The organism is Stenotrophomonas sp. NRRL B-14846 (assembly GCF_050473585.1).
Taxonomy (GTDB): Bacteria; Pseudomonadota; Gammaproteobacteria; order Xanthomonadales; family Xanthomonadaceae; genus Stenotrophomonas.
The window spans coordinates 3,276,668-3,291,730 of record NZ_JBFLUN010000022.1; the positions used below are offsets into that span (position 1 = coordinate 3,276,668).

Here is a 15,063-nt window from a genome sequence, read left to right on the forward strand (position 1 = left end):
ATGACGCCCGGCCCTGGCCGGGCGTTCTCGTTCATGCAGTGCCTCAAGCTGCGCGGCGTGACGGCACCTGCGGCTCGGCCTGCAGGCGGAAGCGCGACACCGCCACCGCCAACTGCTCGGCCTGCTCTTCCATCGCCCGCGCGGCGGCGCTGGCTTCCTCCACCAGCGCGGCGTTCTGCTGGGTGGTTTCGTCCATCTGCACCACGGTCTGGTTGACCTGCTCGATGCCGGCCGACTGCTCGCGCGAGGCCGCCGAGATCTCGGCCATGATCTCGTTGACCCGGCCGACCTGGCCGACGATCTCCTGCATGGTGCGGCCCGCACCGTGCACCAGCTGCGCACCGGCACCCACCTGCGCCACCGAGGCGTCGATCAGCTCCTTGATCTCCTTGGCCGCACCGGCCGAGCGCTGCGCCAGTGCGCGCACTTCGCTGGCGACCACGGCGAAGCCGCGGCCCTGCTCACCGGCGCGCGCCGCTTCCACTGCCGCGTTCAGCGCCAGGATGTTGGTCTGGAACGCGATGCCATCGATCACCGAGATGATCTCGGCGATGCGCTGCGACGACGCCTCGATCTGCTCCATGGTGTGCACCACCTGGCTGACCACCTGGCCGCCTTCGCTGGCCACGCCCGCCGCGGAACCGGCCAGCGTGTTGGCCTGCAGCGCATGGTCGGCATTCTGGCGCACGGTGGAGGTCAGTTCTTCCATCGACGCGGCCGTCTCTTCCAGGTTGGCGGCCTGCTGTTCGGTGCGCCGCGACAGATCGCTGTTGCCGGCGGCGATCTCGCCGGCGGCCAGGCGGATGCTGGCCGCCGACTGCTGGATCTGGCCGACGATCTGGGTCAGCTGCTGCACGGTGCTGTTGGCATCGTCGCGCATCACCGCGAAGACCCCGTGGAAGTCGCCCTGCATGCGCGCGCTGAGGTCACCGGCGGCAATCGCGCGCAGCAGCGTCGACAGTGCAGCCAGGTTGCGGTCGCTGACCTGCATCATGGTGTTCAGGGTCTCCACCATGCGGCGGAAATCGTGGTCGAAGCGCAGTGCATCACCGCGCACGGCGAAATCACCGGCGGCGGCAGCGGCGGCCAGCTGCTGGATCTGCTCGTTGATCGCGGCCAGGTTGCTCTTGGTGGTCGCCATCGCAGCGGTGAATACCGCCTTCTCGCCCGGCAGTGCTTCCATGTCCACGCTGAGGTCGCCGACGGCATAACGCTGCATCACTTCCACCAGGCGCTGGGTGACCGCGTTGCTGGAGGCCACCAGCTGGTTGCTGTCGGCCACCATGCGGCCGTACTCGCCCGGGAACGCCGCGGCGTCCATGCGGTAGCTGAGTTCACCGGCATCGTGGCGGCGCGCCATTTCGGCCTGCGCGGCCATCACCGCTTGCAGCTGGCCGCGCATGCCCTGCATCGCGTCCAGCAGGCGCCCCACTTCGTCGTTGCTGCGCGCCGGCAGCGTGCTGTCCAGCTTGCCGGCGGCGACGTCACCGGCCACGCGCACCGCTTCGGCCAGCGGTCGGATCGCCAGGCGGCGCAGCAGTACATAGACACCGGCGCTGAGGGTCAGCGCGGCGATCACGCCGACCAGCAGGGTCAGCCACAGCAGCTGGCGCGCTTCGGCCACGATCACCGCATGCGGCATCACCACGCCCAGCGCGAAGCGCTGCGGGGCATCGCCCACGCGCAGTGGCACATACACGCGCACGTTGCCGGCCGCGTCGGGGCTGAAGGCCTCGAACGGACGGTCGGCGGCGATCTCGGCGAGCATGCTGCGGGTCAGTGCATCGTTGCGCGGCTTGCCGATCTCGGCGGCGTTGGCCGAGGCCAACACCACGCCCTTCGGCGACAGCAGTTCGACGCGGCCGGCGCCCATCGGCTTCAACGTGGCCAGGTGCTTCTGCAGTGCCGCCAGCGAGAAGTCGACGGTGAATACACCGAGGAACCTGTCGTTCTCGATGATCGGCGTGCTCAGCGTACTCATCAGCACCTGCTGCCCGGCGATGTCATAGGCATAGGGCTCGCTGACCTTGGGGAGCTTGTCGCGGCTGGGCACGATGTACCAGTCACCGGAACCGCTGGCAGTCTCGGTGTAGTCGGTCATGACCGACTGCTGCGGCTTGCCGTCATGCCAGGCCCAGTAGCTCATGTAGCGGCCGGTGGCGTCGTGCGCTTCGGTATTGACGAACGCCGCATCCTTGCCGTCGAAGGCGTCGGCCTCCCACATGGTGCTCTTGCCCAGCCATTCCGGATGGGTGCGCAGCTGCTCACCCAGCACGGCGGCCAGGCTGGCGCGATCGGGCACATCGCCACGGGCGCGCTGGGCCAGCACGGTCTCGACCATGGCGTCATTGCTGGCGAAGGCAGTACCCAGATCGGCCGAGACCTGGCGTGCTTCGGCGTTGGCTTCGCTGGTCATGGTCTGGCGCGAGGCGCTGATCAGGCTGGCGCTGGCCTGTCGGTAGATCAGGAACGCGGTCAGGCCGAAGCACAGCAGCGCGATCGCGGCGGTGCCCAGCATCAGCTTGTGGGCGATGCTGCCCGGGCGGCGGGCAGCGGCGGAGCGGGAAGAAGGCATGGGAGGGTCCGCAAGGCAGTTCAGGACGACCGGCACCACGAGGGCACCGCGCAGGCGCGCGATCCGTCGCGCAGGCCGCCGGCCGCCGGGGTGGTCCCGGCGCTGGAAGCGCACCGGGTTAGCGGCCGCCCGCCAACGAGGTTGAGGCGACCCGCCTACACATTCCTGAATCCGCTCAGGGTCGGCTCAGCTACCCGCCCCCCCGCGATGGCCTCACTCGGCCACGCGGTCCTTGACCCACTGCGCGCGCGGCAGTACCTCGATGCTGCCGACGGCATACTGCTGCAGCACGTCGTCCGGCCCGAAGCACGGTTGCCAGCCCAGCTCGCTGCGCAGGCGGGCACTGTCGTAGACACGGTCGATGCTCAATGGCAGCGGCCAGCCACGGCGTTCGAACTCGGCCAGCAGCTGCGGCGCGCGGCGCGCCAGCACGCTGCGCGGGTGGGTGGCCAGTTCCAGGCAGTCCTCGCGCCGGAACGGCGTCGGTGCGCAGGCGAGGTAGCGGGCGAAACGGGCGCCTTCGTCGAGCAGCAGTGCAGCATGTGCGCTGGCCACATCGCGGGCGTCGATGCCGCGATGCAGGCGGAACATCGCCATCCGTTCGGGCGGTTCCGGGAAGCACCGGCCCATGCGCAGCACGCGAACGCTGAAGCCCGGCGTGGCGGCAGCTTCAGCCAGGGTCTCGGCCTGCAGCTTGGTGCGATGGTAGATCGTGCGCGGCAGCGGCTCGGTGTCTTCGTCGATCCAACGGCAGCCACCGGCTACCACGGCATGGCCGTACAGCGCCGTGGTACTGGTCAGCACGAAACGCCGTGCGCCGGCTTCGCGTGCGGCCTGCAGCAGGTGCGCGGTTGCCTCCACGTTGATCTGCTGGAACACCGCGTCCGGCACCAGGCCGACATGCGGAGCATGCAGGGCCGCGGTATGGATGACCGCGTCCACGCCCTTTACCGCACGTGCGACGGCCTGGCGGTCGGTGACATCGGCAATGATGCGCGTAGTGGCGAACGGGCTGCGGTCCAGCCCCACCACTTCGTGGGCGGCCGCCAACGCACCGAAGATCGCGCGCCCGATGCGCCCGGAACTGCCGGTCAACAGAATCTTCATTGAGTCCATTCACTCGAAGCGCCCGGGAACTACCGGGATGCTTCGATTCTAGGCATGCATTCGCGCATCTGCGATAGGACAGCCATGCAATCGTGCGTTCATCTTGACGACTTCACGGGCGCCAGCAGTTGCCGCGCGATGAACAGCGGATCGTCGCCGCCGGCCAAATCAGGCCTCACGCCGGTGCCTTCCCAGTTGCCGCCGGTGCGCAGGTTGATCGGTTGCCGGTCGGGAATGCTGATCTGATAGCCATCGGGCAGCAGCACAGGATCACCAAACATATGCGCTGCGCCGCCGCTGCGCGTGCCGACAATGCGCGCGCGGCCCAGTGCCTGCAGCGAATAGGCGACGAACTCGGCGGCCGAACCGGTGCGGCGGTCGATCAGCACCACCAGCGGTTTCAGGTAGGCGGGCAGGCTCGCCGGCGGCAACGGTACCGGCGTGCGCCGGCCGCGCTGGTCCAGCTGCTGCACCGTGCCGATCTTCGCGTCCAGCAGCGTCCGTACCAGCAGATCGGCACTTGCATCGTCGCCGCCGCCGTTCTGGCGCAGGTCCAGCACCAGGCCATCGGTGTCGGCCAGCAGCGTGAAGGCCGCAGCGAACTTCGGCCGCGCCAGATCCAGCGGATAGAACGTACTCAGCCGCAGGTAGCCGACGTTGCCTTCCAGCACCCGTACCTCGCGCACGCCCGCACCATTGCTGCGGGCATCGGCACGCCAGGCCATCAACCAGTCGTCCTGGCCGGCCGCGGCGTCCACGCGTTCAACGTGGAAGTGGCCATCGAACATGTCCAGGTCCTGGTTCAGGCGTGCGCTGAATGCAGCAGGATCCGCGCAGCTGTCCGCATAGCGCTGCTGCGTCGACCAGCTGCGCAGGGCGGCGGCGATGCGGGCGCCCTCCGCCTCGTCCAGGTACTGCGCCTGCACGGCGCTGGCGGCCGCCTGCAGGACCCCGTCCTGCGCGGGGCAGGCCGCCGCCAGCAACGCGCCGAGCATCCAGGAGACCGCCATCATCCACCCCGCATTGAAGATATGTAAGCGCTTATATATCATCCCGATCATGGATCTCCAACACGCCACGCTGGGTACCCTGCTGCGCGCCCTGCTCGACCAGCTGGACCCGGCCGTCGAGCAGGCCTACCAGGATCTGCAACTGGACTACCGGCCGCGCTACACGCCGGTGCTGCGCACGCTGATGGCGCAGGGCCCTTGCCGGATCAAGGACCTCGCGCTGGCCTGCGGGCTCAGCCATTCGGCGCTCAGCCAGACCGTGGCAGCGATGGTGCGCGATGGTTGGCTGCACACAGCCAACGGTGACGACGGGCGCGAACGCATCCTGCAGTTGAGCCCACGCGCGCAGCGCGCGATGCCAGTGTTGCAGGCGCAATGGCAGGCCACCGCTGTGGCGGCACGCAGCCTCGATGCCGATCTGGGCCAGTCGCTGGAGCAGGTGCTACGCGAAGCACTGGTGGCGCTCGAACAACGGCCCTTCGCACAGCGCCTGCAGGACGCCCGCCGTCGCTGAAGCGCTACTGCTCTGCGGCCATCTCGATCTCGCTGAGGAAGGTCCAGCTGCCGTTGGCCACGCGCAGCTCCAGCGTGCGGCATTGGGCAGCCAGGGGGGCTGCATTGCCGAGCACGTACTCCTCTTCGGTCGAGCCCATCACGCCAGACTGGGTGAAGGGTGCCGACAGCGTGCCGATCGGGACGGCGGTCGTTCCCGGCTCGGCGCACATCACCTGCACCGACGTCGGCGTGACGATGCCCCAGGCCGGGCGGGTCATCGTGTGCAGGCCGATCCAGTCCACCCGTCGGCGCTGGCCGAGGTCGATGGTGATGCTGACGTTGCCGTGCACGCCTACCCAGCCCGCGTCCATCGGATTGCGCGGGTCACCTACACGGCGGTCGAACAACTCATGGCCGCTGCTGTCGGGATAGCTGGCCGCCGGCGCCACGCTGTAGTGATAGGTGGTCTGCGCCGGATCGACGAGGTACGAGGCACCCAACCCGTACAACCCGCGATAGGTGTTCATCATCCGCGGCGCCTCGCCGTAGCCCTGGCCGGGGCCGACCACTTCGGACATGTGGTACTGGTTGAGCCAGGCAACGCGTTTGCCAGCCGAACGCGCGCTCCACAACTGCTGGTTGATGCGCTGCACCGACGCCGACCGGTATGCACCGGACAGGCCGTTGCCGGTGTCCAGGAACAGCGGGCTGCCATGGTTGAACAGCTCGATGTCGGCCCACACAGCGCTGGCGCCCAGCTGCGCCGACAGCGCCTGGTAGTACTGCTCGGTGGAGTAGCCCGGTCGATCCCACTGGAACAGTTTCGCGTGCGACGCCGCACCGATGCCGTCCTGCCAGATCTGCACGTCGACCCCCGTGGCGGAGCGGAACCGTAGCGCAGCACTGGCCACGCTGGCCGGATCGACGCTGGACGACGCCAGGTAGGGCGCCACCATCACCGGCCTGGACGGCGTCGCCGTTTTCAGTGTGGAGACGATCGCGCGGTAGAAGGACGCACGGTCCGCCGGCACCTGCGCGGGCTCATCGGTGATGTACCAGCCGCCGAATGCCGGATGCGCTGCGTAGTGCTGGGCCAGCAGCGCCATCGACTGCGCTGCATCCTGCGCCACCGCTGCGGCGTTCGCCCCCTGCCAGAACGTCGCGCACTGGCCCGAACTGTAGGTGATGCCGACCACGACCTTCATCCCGCGCGCCGCGGCGACATCCAGTACCGTTCCCAGCTTGGCCGGGAAGCCGGCGATCCATTCGAAATCCTGCGCGCTGCTGGCGCAGCCCACGCCGGCACGCGTGGCGCGGGTCTGGCCGATGATGAGCGTGTCATTGCCCAGGTCCTGCAGTTCATCGAGGAACATCGGCAGCTGTGCCGCCGGCAACTGCTCATCGGTGGACGAGTAACCGAAGTGCACGAAACTACCGCTCAGCAATGCGTTGTCCGCATGGGCCGGCGCAGCGCAGGCCAGCAGTGCGAGCCATCCGAATCTGTTCATGGTGTCCTTTCCTGTCTGGGTTGCCGTCCGGCATGCCGGCCCATCCTAGCCAAGCCACGCCCGCCGCGCAGCAGCGTAGCTGCGCCGTGAAAGGCAGTGCGGTGTGGCGTGAAGACCACGCCGCCGGCGCGGACACTCCCTTAGCCGGGCACGCGCAAGGATGAGCTTCCTTTCCATGCACCGGGAGCCTTCACATGGCTGACCAGCATCACGGCACCTCCCATCGCGGCTTCGCTTCGATGGACCAGGACAAGCAGCGCGCGATCGCCGCAAAGGGTGGACGCGCCGCGCATGCGTCCGGTAATGCACATGAGTTCAGCCCGGCCGAGGCACGCGTGGCAGGCCGCAAGGGCGGCGAGGCGATCAGCCGCAATCGCCAGCACATGGCAGCGATCGGCCGCGAAGGCGGGCACGCGCGCCACGCCAATGCACGGCAGCAGCAACAGCAGCACGCGGCCGAGCCTTCGCCAACCACCGAGGAGGCGCTGCGACGCCAGCAGGGCTGACTGCAGCGCACTCAAGCGCGCTGGCGCTGGCGGTACAGACCCAGCGCCGCCAGCAGGGCCAGCACGCCGGCGACGGCCATCGCCCAGCCGAAACCGCTGGCCATGGCGCCGCGGTACCAGGCCAGCGTCTGCGCGCCTGGCAGCAAGGCCGACGGCTGCAGGATCAACGCGCGCGCCTGTGCGGCCACTGCGGGTTGCCCTGCCGCCTGCGCGGTCGCAGCGAACTGCCGCACCGCGCGCAGGCCCATCAGGCTGCCCAGCAGCGCGATGCCCAGGCTCATGCCCGCCTGGCGCAATGCATTCATCGTGGCTGAAGCGATACCTGCGCGCTCGGCCGGCACGCTGGCCATGACCGCCATACCAGTCGCGGGAACCGCGAGCCCCATTCCAACGCCGAGCAGCATCAGCAAGCCGCTGGCATATCCGCGCGAGGTCAGCGGCTCAAACGCGGCCATCGCACAGAGCGCCACGCCGGCCAGCCCATAGCCCGAGACCAGCGCAGCCTGCAGCCCCACGCGCACCACCAAGCGCCCGAACAGCAACGAGACCACGCCCATCAACAGGAACTGCGGAACCAACTGTGCGCCTGCCAGGGCTGCGCTATGCCCCTGCGCCTGCTGGAAGAACAGTGACAGGAAGAACAGGCTCGCGTAGGCGGTGAAGCCCAGCACGAACGATGCCAGATTGAGCATGCCGAAGCGGCGATCGGCAAACAGGTCCAGCGGCAGCAGTGGGCGTGCTACCCGGCGTTCGACGATACCGAACAGGATCAGGCCAGCGCCCGCGATGCCCATGACCGACAGGGTCAGTGGCGCCAGTAGGCCGTGCTCACCGATCGCGATCAGGCCGTAGCTCAGCGTACCCAGCGCGAAAATGCTGAGAAGCTGCCCGGCAGGATCCAGCGCGGCATGCTCTGGATGCCGCCGCTCGGGAATCCCCCAGGCACCGAGCATGAGCGCCAGCAGGCCCAGCGGCAGGTTGATCAGGAAGATGCTCGGCCAGCCAGCGCGCTGTACCAGCACCCCGCCCAGCAACGGCCCAAGCACCAGGGCCAACGCACTGAACGCCGACCAGCCACCGATCGCCCGCGCGCGCTGGTGCGGATCAGGGAATGCATGACTGAGAATCGGCATCGCACTGGGAATCAGCAGGGCACCGGCCACACCCTGCACCGCCCGCCCCGCCACCAGTGCCGGCAGGCTGCCTGCGCAGGCGCAGAGCAGCGAGCCCACGGTGAAGGTCGCCACGCTGAGCAACCACATCCGTCGATGGCCGTAGCGGTCACCCAGCGGTCCCGCCGACAGCATCAGCGCCGACAGGGCGATGGCATACGCATTGATCACCCACTGCAGCCCCGCCATGTCGGTGTGCAGTGCCTGCTGCAGTGTCGGCAGCGCGACGTTGACGATGCTGATGTCCAGCGAGGCAAGGAAGGTGCCCAGATAGGCCGCCAGCACCAAAGCCGGCCGTCGGAAGCGTTGCATGTACGGATCCTGGGGAGGATGTGGGCGAATCGTAGCCGACTGACTGACCGTCGGTCAATGACTGGCGGTCAGTCAATGCGGGAGGACGGCTAGAATAAGCACCGTCGCACCCGGACCCCGCCCCATGCAGATCCCCGCTGCCGCCAGGCCCCGTACCAAACCCGCTGAAACCCGCCAGGAAGAGCTGATGGACGCCGCGCAGGCGCTGTTCCTGTCACAGGGCGTGGAAGCGACCACCATCAGCGACATCGTGGCCGCCGCCGACGTGGCCAAAGGCACGTTCTATACCTACTTCGCCTCGCGCACCGAGATCCTGCAGGCGCTGGCACAGCGCTACACGCAGCAGTTCATGGCCGAGGTCGACCACGCCGTGCAGCAGCAGCCTGCCCACGATGTCGTGGCGCGCCTGCGCGCCTGGATCCGCGCCAACATCGAGACCTATGTGCGCACGCACGCGCTGCACGACGTCGTCTACGCCAACCATCACCACCTCCAGCGCGGCAATGCCGAGCGCAACGCCATCCAGCAGCAGCTGCTCGACATCCTCGAGGCGGGCACCCGTGCAGGCCTGTGGCAGCTGCCGGCACCGCAGGTCACGGCCTCGCTGATCTATGCCGGCGTGCACGGCGCCACCGACGATCTGATCGCGGCACCGGCACAGGACGCCGACACCTTCATTGCGGCGGTGGTGGCCGATTGCCTGCGCATGGTCGGCGTGTCGCCGTCCCCGAAGCGTGGCGGCACGCGTCGCTGACGCGCTGGCCGTCGCTCAGGCGTGGGCGAGGATGTTCAACAACCGACCGAACGGGTCGCGGACGAAGAAGCGCCGCACGCCCCAGGGCTCGTCGGCCGGGCCATATTCCAGCGCAATGCCGGCCGCGCGCATGCGCTCCAGCACCTCCTGCAGGTTGTCCACTTCGATCGACAGGTCCGGCACCGGTGTGCCGGAACCTCCTTCGCTGGCGAAGCTGACCTGCGCCAGCGCACTGCCCTGCCCGCCATGGGTGACGATCCAGCCATGGTCCATCACCACCGGCATGCCGAGCAGTTCGCCATAGAACGCAGCGGCACGCGCGGGATCGGGGGTGGCGATGTTGGCGACGACACGCTTGACGGCCATGTTCCACTCCACCAGGAAGAATGCGTCGAGAGTGCTCGACCCTGCGCACAAACAGAAGAGCCCCGTCACTGACGGGGCCCGTCATCAGCCGATCATGGCTGGGCTTACACCGCGCCGCAGCGCTCCATGACGCATCGATCGTATTCGTACTGGCATTCCATGGCATCACCACCGCCGGATACACACGCCTGATAGGCCTTCCAGCAGGGAAAATCGCAGGGCTGGACCGGTCCGGCCACGGCCACCGAGCCGCTGCAGGCCAACGCGAACACAGCACCGGCGATCACTTTCCTGAAAGTACGCATCGACATCACTCCTTGATAAGCCTGGTGAGCCCAGGCCGGGCCACCTTAGCGCTGCACACGGGACGTTGGGTGAAGGCGGATGCGGTTGGACTCAGTGTTGCAGCATCCCCAGGACACGCAGTTGCTCGGCCAGTTCATCAATGTTGCGCCATGGCAGGATCGGCGAATTGCCGCGCTCGTCCGGCGGGTTGTCAGGCAGCGCGTCGGACCAGCCACCCGCCCCCACAAGCGGCAGCAGCGGTCGCTTGTGCAGCCACGCCAGGCAAACCTCCGAGATCGTGCCGGCGCGCCCGCCGATGACGATGCAGGCATCACCGGCCAGGGCCATGATCAGGTTGCGCGCATCCCCCATGCCACAGGGCACCACCACCGTGGCCGGCCAATCGTCCGGCGGCATGCTGCCTTCCGGGATGACGCTGAGCACCTGGCCACCGGCGGCGATCGCCTGCTCGGCAGCTACCCGCGTAGCGGCGCTGCCGCAGCCACTGACCACCGTGATGCCCTGGATGGCCAGGAAACGCCCTGCTTCAGCTGCGCGCTCGAACGCGTCACTGCCAGGATCGGCACTACCCAATATCGCCAACTGTGGTTTACGGAATGCGGTACGCATGGACGGTTCCAAGGCCTCGGAAGGAAAGATCACGGTGCTCTGTATGACGGAGCCACGCCACGCACCGATCACAAAACATTAACACGTTCATAAAAATCCCTTCACATTACTGGGGGATATCGCCACGCCTTGGCGTTAACGGCCTTGATGTCCGTCAACCAAGGAAGTTGTCCGATGAATCACCCGCTGTACGGCCGTTCGTCCCGCTCCCTGTTGCACCGCCCGCTGGCGCTTGCCGTCGCCAGTTCGCTGCTGCTGGCCGCCACATTGCCGGCCATGGCCAGCGAATCACTTGATGCCTGGCAGCAGCAGCGCCAGCTGCAGGCTGCGTGGGCGCAGCCCGCTGCCAGCACGGCACCTGCAGCCACGGCCACTGCACCTGCCGCCAGCAGCACCGCCGTTCTCGGCAACCCGGGCGATCCGGCCAGCTGGCGCAGCGATGAATTCAACGCCGATTGGGGCCTGGGTGCGATGGGCGCCGACTACGCCTATGCACGCGGCCTGACCGGCAAGGGCGTGCGCCTGGCGCTGTTCGACTCGGGCTCCGCACTGGCGCATCCAGAGTTTGCAGGACGCAATACCTCCAGCATCACCATCGGTGCCGACTGCGCGACGCCGGGTGTCGTCGCCGGTACCGGCGCCTGCGGGCAGACCCGCGGCGAACAGCCGGGCTACAACTACTACGGCCTCGGCGCCGGCGTTCCGGCCTCACTGGCGGCACGCCTGATCGCCGCCGGCCAGCCCTATGGCTTCAGCTACGCCGACCACGGAACACATGTGCTTGGCACCATCGGCGCCAACCGCAATGGCACCGGCATGCATGGCGTGGCCTTTGGTGCGGACCTCACCGCCGCCCGCGTGTTCGGTGACACCTACTACGAGTGGCGCCTGGACCCCGACAATTTCTATCGGCCGCGCGCGGTGTACCGCACCGATCCGGATGATGCCGCCACGCTGGACATGTATGCGCAGATCCAGGCGCAGGGTGTACGCGCCATCAACCACAGCTGGGGCATTTCCACCCGCAACATGACCGCCGCCGCGCTGGACCAGCAGTACGCCAGCATCGGTGCCGACTACGGCGTGTACGGCAGCATCTACACCAGCAACGGCGATACCCCGGGTTCCACCCTCATCCAGGTGTGGTCGGCCGGCAACGGCAGCGGTGCGGTTGCCGGCATCACCGCGTCGATGCCGCGCTGGAAGCCCGAACTGGAACCGTACTGGCTGGCGGTCGCCAATGTCCGCCGGCCCAATGCCGCCGCAGGTGAAACCGACTACGTGATCGATGGCAGTTCCAGCATCTGTGGCGTTGCCGCCAACTGGTGCATCTCGGCCCCCGGCACCGACATCCTCAGCACCATCGTCTCCGGCGATATCCAGGGCCGCATCGAGAACACCTCCGCCTACGTGCGGCTGATCATCGACAGCGAGAAAACCAACTACGTCTACGGCACCAAGACCGGCACGTCGATGGCCGCGCCGCACATCACGGGCGCTCTTGGCCTGCTGATGGAGCGCTTCCCGTACCTGGACAACGCCCAGGTCCGCGACGTGCTGCTGACCACCGCACGCGATCTCGGCGCGCCGGGTATCGACGCGATCTACGGCTGGGGCATGGTCGACCTGCGCAAGGCCATCGAAGGCTATGGTTCGCTGCGCGTGGATACCAACGTTGTGATGAACCAGAAGGCCGGCGGCCTGAAGGTCTGGGAAGGCGATGCCTGGGACAACTGGACCAACGACATCGGCGGCCCCGGCAAACTGACCAAATCCGGCATCGGCTGGCTGCGCTTGAGCGGCAACAACAGCTTCAACGGCGCCGTGGTGCAGGACGGCATGCTGGAGTTGAACGGCACCAACACGCTCACGTCGGCGGTCGAGGTCCAGGGTGGCCAGTTCCTGCTCAACGGCAGCCTGGTCTCCACCGCCCTGACCACCACCGGTGGCGTCAGCACGGTCAGCGCCAGCGGCGTACTGAACAACAGCAACCTGGTGGTCAACGGAGGCGTGGTGTCCTTCAACGGCACGCAGACCGGTGGCACCACCACGGTCGGCGCCAATGGCCTGCTGAAGGGCGTCGGCACGCTCGGCAACACCCGCGTGGACGGCATCATCGCGCCGGGCAACTCGATCGGCACGCTGACCATCAACGGCAACTACGTGCAGGGCGCTACCGGCGTCTATGCAGCGGAGCTGGCACCGGGTGGCCGTAGTGACCAGCTGCATGTGACCGGCACCGCCACTCTCGGCGGCACCCTGGTCGCGCTGCCGGAACCGGGCGTGTACTACCTCGGCGAACAGTTCAACTTCCTGCGTGCCGACGGTGGCATCAGCGGCCAGTTCGCCAAGACCGACTTCAGCGCGTTCTCGCCCTTCCTGCAGTTCAGCCTGGCCTACGGGGCCAATGGCACGCGTATCGATGTCGCCCGTGGTGCCTCGCTGACCACCGCTGCCAACACCCCCAACCAGCGTGCAGTGGCGGCGGCGGCCGACCTGCTGCCGATCGCCCAGGGCCTGCCCAAACCGCTGACCCAGCTGTTCCCGCAGCAGGTGGGTGGCGTGCTCGACGGTCTCAGCGGCGAGCTGCATCCGGCCACGGCCATCGCCCTGGTCGAGGGCAGCCGCTACGTGCGCGATGCCGCATTGTCACGCCGTGCCGGCGCTGCGGCCCCCGGCACCGACGCGGGTGATGCGACGGGTGCATGGGTGCAGGCCATCGGCGGCAACAGCAAGCTGGACGGTGATTTCAACACCGCCCGTACCGAAGCCAACAGCAACGGCCTGCTGGTCGGCATCGATCGCGAGTTCTCCGGCTGGCAGGTTGGCGTGCTGGCCGGCACCGGCCGTACCGACGTGAAGCAGCAGGACCGCCGCGCCAAGTCGAAGATCGACAACACGCACTTCGGTGCCTATGCCAGCCACACCTGGGGCGGTTTCGGCCTGCGCGGTGGTGTGGCGTGGAGCAAGCATGAGGTGAAGAGTACGCGTGATGTTGCCTTCGCAGGTTTCAGTGACAGCCTGAGCGCACGCTACGACGCCCGTACCCGCCAAGCCTTCATCGAAGCCGGTTACCGCTTCGGTGGCCCGGAAGCAGGGCTGGAACCGTACCTGCAGGTGGCGCGCGTGGAAGTGGACCTCAAGCGCATCAACGAACGCGGTGGAGCAGCGGCGCTGCAGGGCAAGGTGGATGACACCGGAACCACGATCGCCACCGCCGGCGTGCGCTTCGACAAGGGGCTGAAGGCTTCGTTCCAGCAGGAGAGCTGGCTGCACCTGCGCGGTGGCGTCGGCTATCGCCGTGCCTCGGGGGATCGCAGCCAGGTCGCCAACCTTGCCTTTGCCAACGGCAGCTCCACGTTCGCGGTCAACGGCGCACCGATTGCCGACAACGCGGTGGTGGCCGAACTGGGCCTTTCGGCCTGGCTGACCCCACGACAGCAGCTGGAACTGGGCTACAGCGGCCAGTTCGGCAGCGAGAGTCGTGACCATGGTGCGAATGCACGCTGGTCCGTACGTTTCTGACCTGTGCCTGCCGTGCGATGAAACCAGAAGGGGCGGCCGTTCGGCCGCCCCTTCTGCTTGCGGGTGATTCCCTTTCAGCTCAGGCGCACAGCGCCTGCATGGCCTGCGCCGTGACCTCGACGATCTGCCCATCCACGATGTGGACGCTGCGACCAGCGCACGCCGCCAGCTCCTTGTCGTGCGTCACCATGATGATGGTCATGCCGCCCTGGTTGAGCTCACGCAGAATCTCCATGACCCCCTGCGACATCTGCGAGTCCAGGTTGCCGGTCGGCTCGTCGGCCAGCAGCAGGGCCGGAGTACCCGCAATGGCGCGGGCGATCGCCACGCGCTGCTGCTGCCCACCTGACAGTTCGCCGGGATAGTGCGACATGCGGCTGCCCAGTCCGACCTGGGCCAGTGCCGAGACCACGCGCTGCCTGCATTCGGCGGCCGCCATGCCACGGTAGCGCAGCGGTACCTCCACATTGGCCTGGATGGTCAGGTCCGGAATCAGGTTGAACGCCTGGAACACGAATCCGATCTTCTCGTTGCGCAGCGCGCTGAGCGACGCGTCGCGCATGCCGCCAACATCCACGCCGCCGATCGCGTAGTGGCCGCCGGAAAAGCCCTCGAGCAGACCGAGGATGTTCAGCAGTGTGGACTTGCCGGAGCCGGAAGGGCCGGTAATCGACAGGAAATCGCCCTCCTGCACCGACAGGTCGATGGAGCGCAATGCATGGGTCATGACCTCACCCACCTGGAACACTTTGCTGACGCCTTGCATCCTGAGCATGGGAATTCTCGCTTGCAGATGGAAGCAGCGACCGGTGACGGCC

General features: G+C 67.7%; 13 protein-coding genes. 4 read left to right on the top strand and 9 right to left on the bottom strand.

All coding sequences use genetic code 11. The features are described 5' to 3' along the window. Positions 1-43: 43 nt before the first annotated feature. The 3 genes from AB1281_RS17270 to AB1281_RS17280 all read right to left on the bottom strand — a co-directional run bounded on the left by AB1281_RS17270 (position 44) and on the right by AB1281_RS17280 (position 4,692). Positions 44-2,575: a methyl-accepting chemotaxis protein gene (locus tag AB1281_RS17270; protein ID WP_430346488.1), complete on the bottom strand. Its 2,532-nt coding sequence runs from the start codon at positions 2,573-2,575 to the stop codon at positions 44-46. Positions 2,576-2,788: 213 nt separating this feature from the next. Further along, the gene (locus AB1281_RS17275) at positions 2,789-3,682 is read right to left on the bottom strand and encodes an NAD-dependent epimerase/dehydratase family protein (RefSeq protein ID WP_430346489.1); all 894 of its coding nucleotides are present in this window, start codon (positions 3,680-3,682) and stop codon (positions 2,789-2,791) included. A gap of 98 nt (positions 3,683-3,780) precedes the next feature. Next, positions 3,781-4,692, bottom strand: coding sequence for a S41 family peptidase (locus AB1281_RS17280; RefSeq protein ID WP_430347012.1), 912 nt, complete (start codon positions 4,690-4,692; stop codon positions 3,781-3,783). Positions 4,693-4,741: 49 nt separating this feature from the next. Between AB1281_RS17280 and AB1281_RS17285 the strand changes: the two genes are divergently transcribed. Continuing rightward, positions 4,742-5,206 (top strand): MarR family winged helix-turn-helix transcriptional regulator, encoded by a 465-nt coding sequence (locus AB1281_RS17285; RefSeq protein ID WP_430346490.1) that lies wholly within the window; start codon positions 4,742-4,744, stop codon positions 5,204-5,206. A 4-nt stretch (positions 5,207-5,210) separates the two neighbouring features. On the opposite strand, the gene AB1281_RS17290 is transcribed toward AB1281_RS17285, so the two are convergent. Further along, the gene (locus tag AB1281_RS17290) at positions 5,211-6,695 is read right to left on the bottom strand and encodes a DUF4434 domain-containing protein (protein WP_430346491.1); all 1,485 of its coding nucleotides are present in this window, start codon (positions 6,693-6,695) and stop codon (positions 5,211-5,213) included. Positions 6,696-6,889: 194 nt separating this feature from the next. Here AB1281_RS17290 and AB1281_RS17295 point away from each other — a divergent pair, with 194 nt between their 5' ends. After that, on the top strand, positions 6,890-7,201 hold the full coding sequence (locus AB1281_RS17295) for a KGG domain-containing protein (protein ID WP_430346492.1): 312 nt from the start codon (positions 6,890-6,892) through the stop codon (positions 7,199-7,201). Positions 7,202-7,212: 11 nt separating this feature from the next. Here the strand turns inward: AB1281_RS17295 and AB1281_RS17300 are convergent, their stop codons facing one another. After that, the gene (locus AB1281_RS17300; protein ID WP_430346493.1) at positions 7,213-8,685 is read right to left on the bottom strand and encodes an MFS transporter; all 1,473 of its coding nucleotides are present in this window, start codon (positions 8,683-8,685) and stop codon (positions 7,213-7,215) included. A gap of 124 nt (positions 8,686-8,809) precedes the next feature. On the opposite strand from AB1281_RS17300, the gene AB1281_RS17305 reads away from it, so the two are divergent. Continuing rightward, positions 8,810-9,439 carry a TetR/AcrR family transcriptional regulator gene (locus AB1281_RS17305; RefSeq protein WP_430346494.1) on the top strand — a complete coding sequence of 210 codons (630 nt, stop codon included), beginning with the start codon at positions 8,810-8,812 and terminating at the stop codon, positions 9,437-9,439. Positions 9,440-9,454: 15 nt separating this feature from the next. Here the strand turns inward: AB1281_RS17305 and AB1281_RS17310 are convergent, their stop codons facing one another. From AB1281_RS17310 to AB1281_RS17320, 3 genes are all read right to left on the bottom strand, one after another. After that, positions 9,455-9,805, bottom strand: a complete 351-nt coding sequence (locus AB1281_RS17310; RefSeq protein WP_164118236.1) for a VOC family protein — start codon at positions 9,803-9,805, stop codon at positions 9,455-9,457. Between the two features lie 104 nt (positions 9,806-9,909). Next, positions 9,910-10,110, bottom strand: coding sequence for a hypothetical protein (locus AB1281_RS17315; protein WP_430347013.1), 201 nt, complete (start codon positions 10,108-10,110; stop codon positions 9,910-9,912). Between the two features lie 91 nt (positions 10,111-10,201). Next, a complete protein-coding gene (locus AB1281_RS17320) occupies positions 10,202-10,720 on the bottom strand; it encodes a Rossmann fold nucleotide-binding protein (RefSeq protein ID WP_430346495.1) in 519 nt (172 codons plus the stop codon). Between the two features lie 174 nt (positions 10,721-10,894). On the opposite strand from AB1281_RS17320, the gene AB1281_RS17325 reads away from it, so the two are divergent. After that, positions 10,895-14,245, top strand: a complete 3,351-nt coding sequence (locus AB1281_RS17325; RefSeq protein ID WP_430346496.1) for an autotransporter domain-containing protein — start codon at positions 10,895-10,897, stop codon at positions 14,243-14,245. A 79-nt stretch (positions 14,246-14,324) separates the two neighbouring features. On the opposite strand, the gene AB1281_RS17330 is transcribed toward AB1281_RS17325, so the two are convergent. Then, positions 14,325-15,020, bottom strand: coding sequence for an ABC transporter ATP-binding protein (locus tag AB1281_RS17330; protein ID WP_430346497.1), 696 nt, complete (start codon positions 15,018-15,020; stop codon positions 14,325-14,327). Positions 15,021-15,063: the final 43 nt, after the last annotated feature.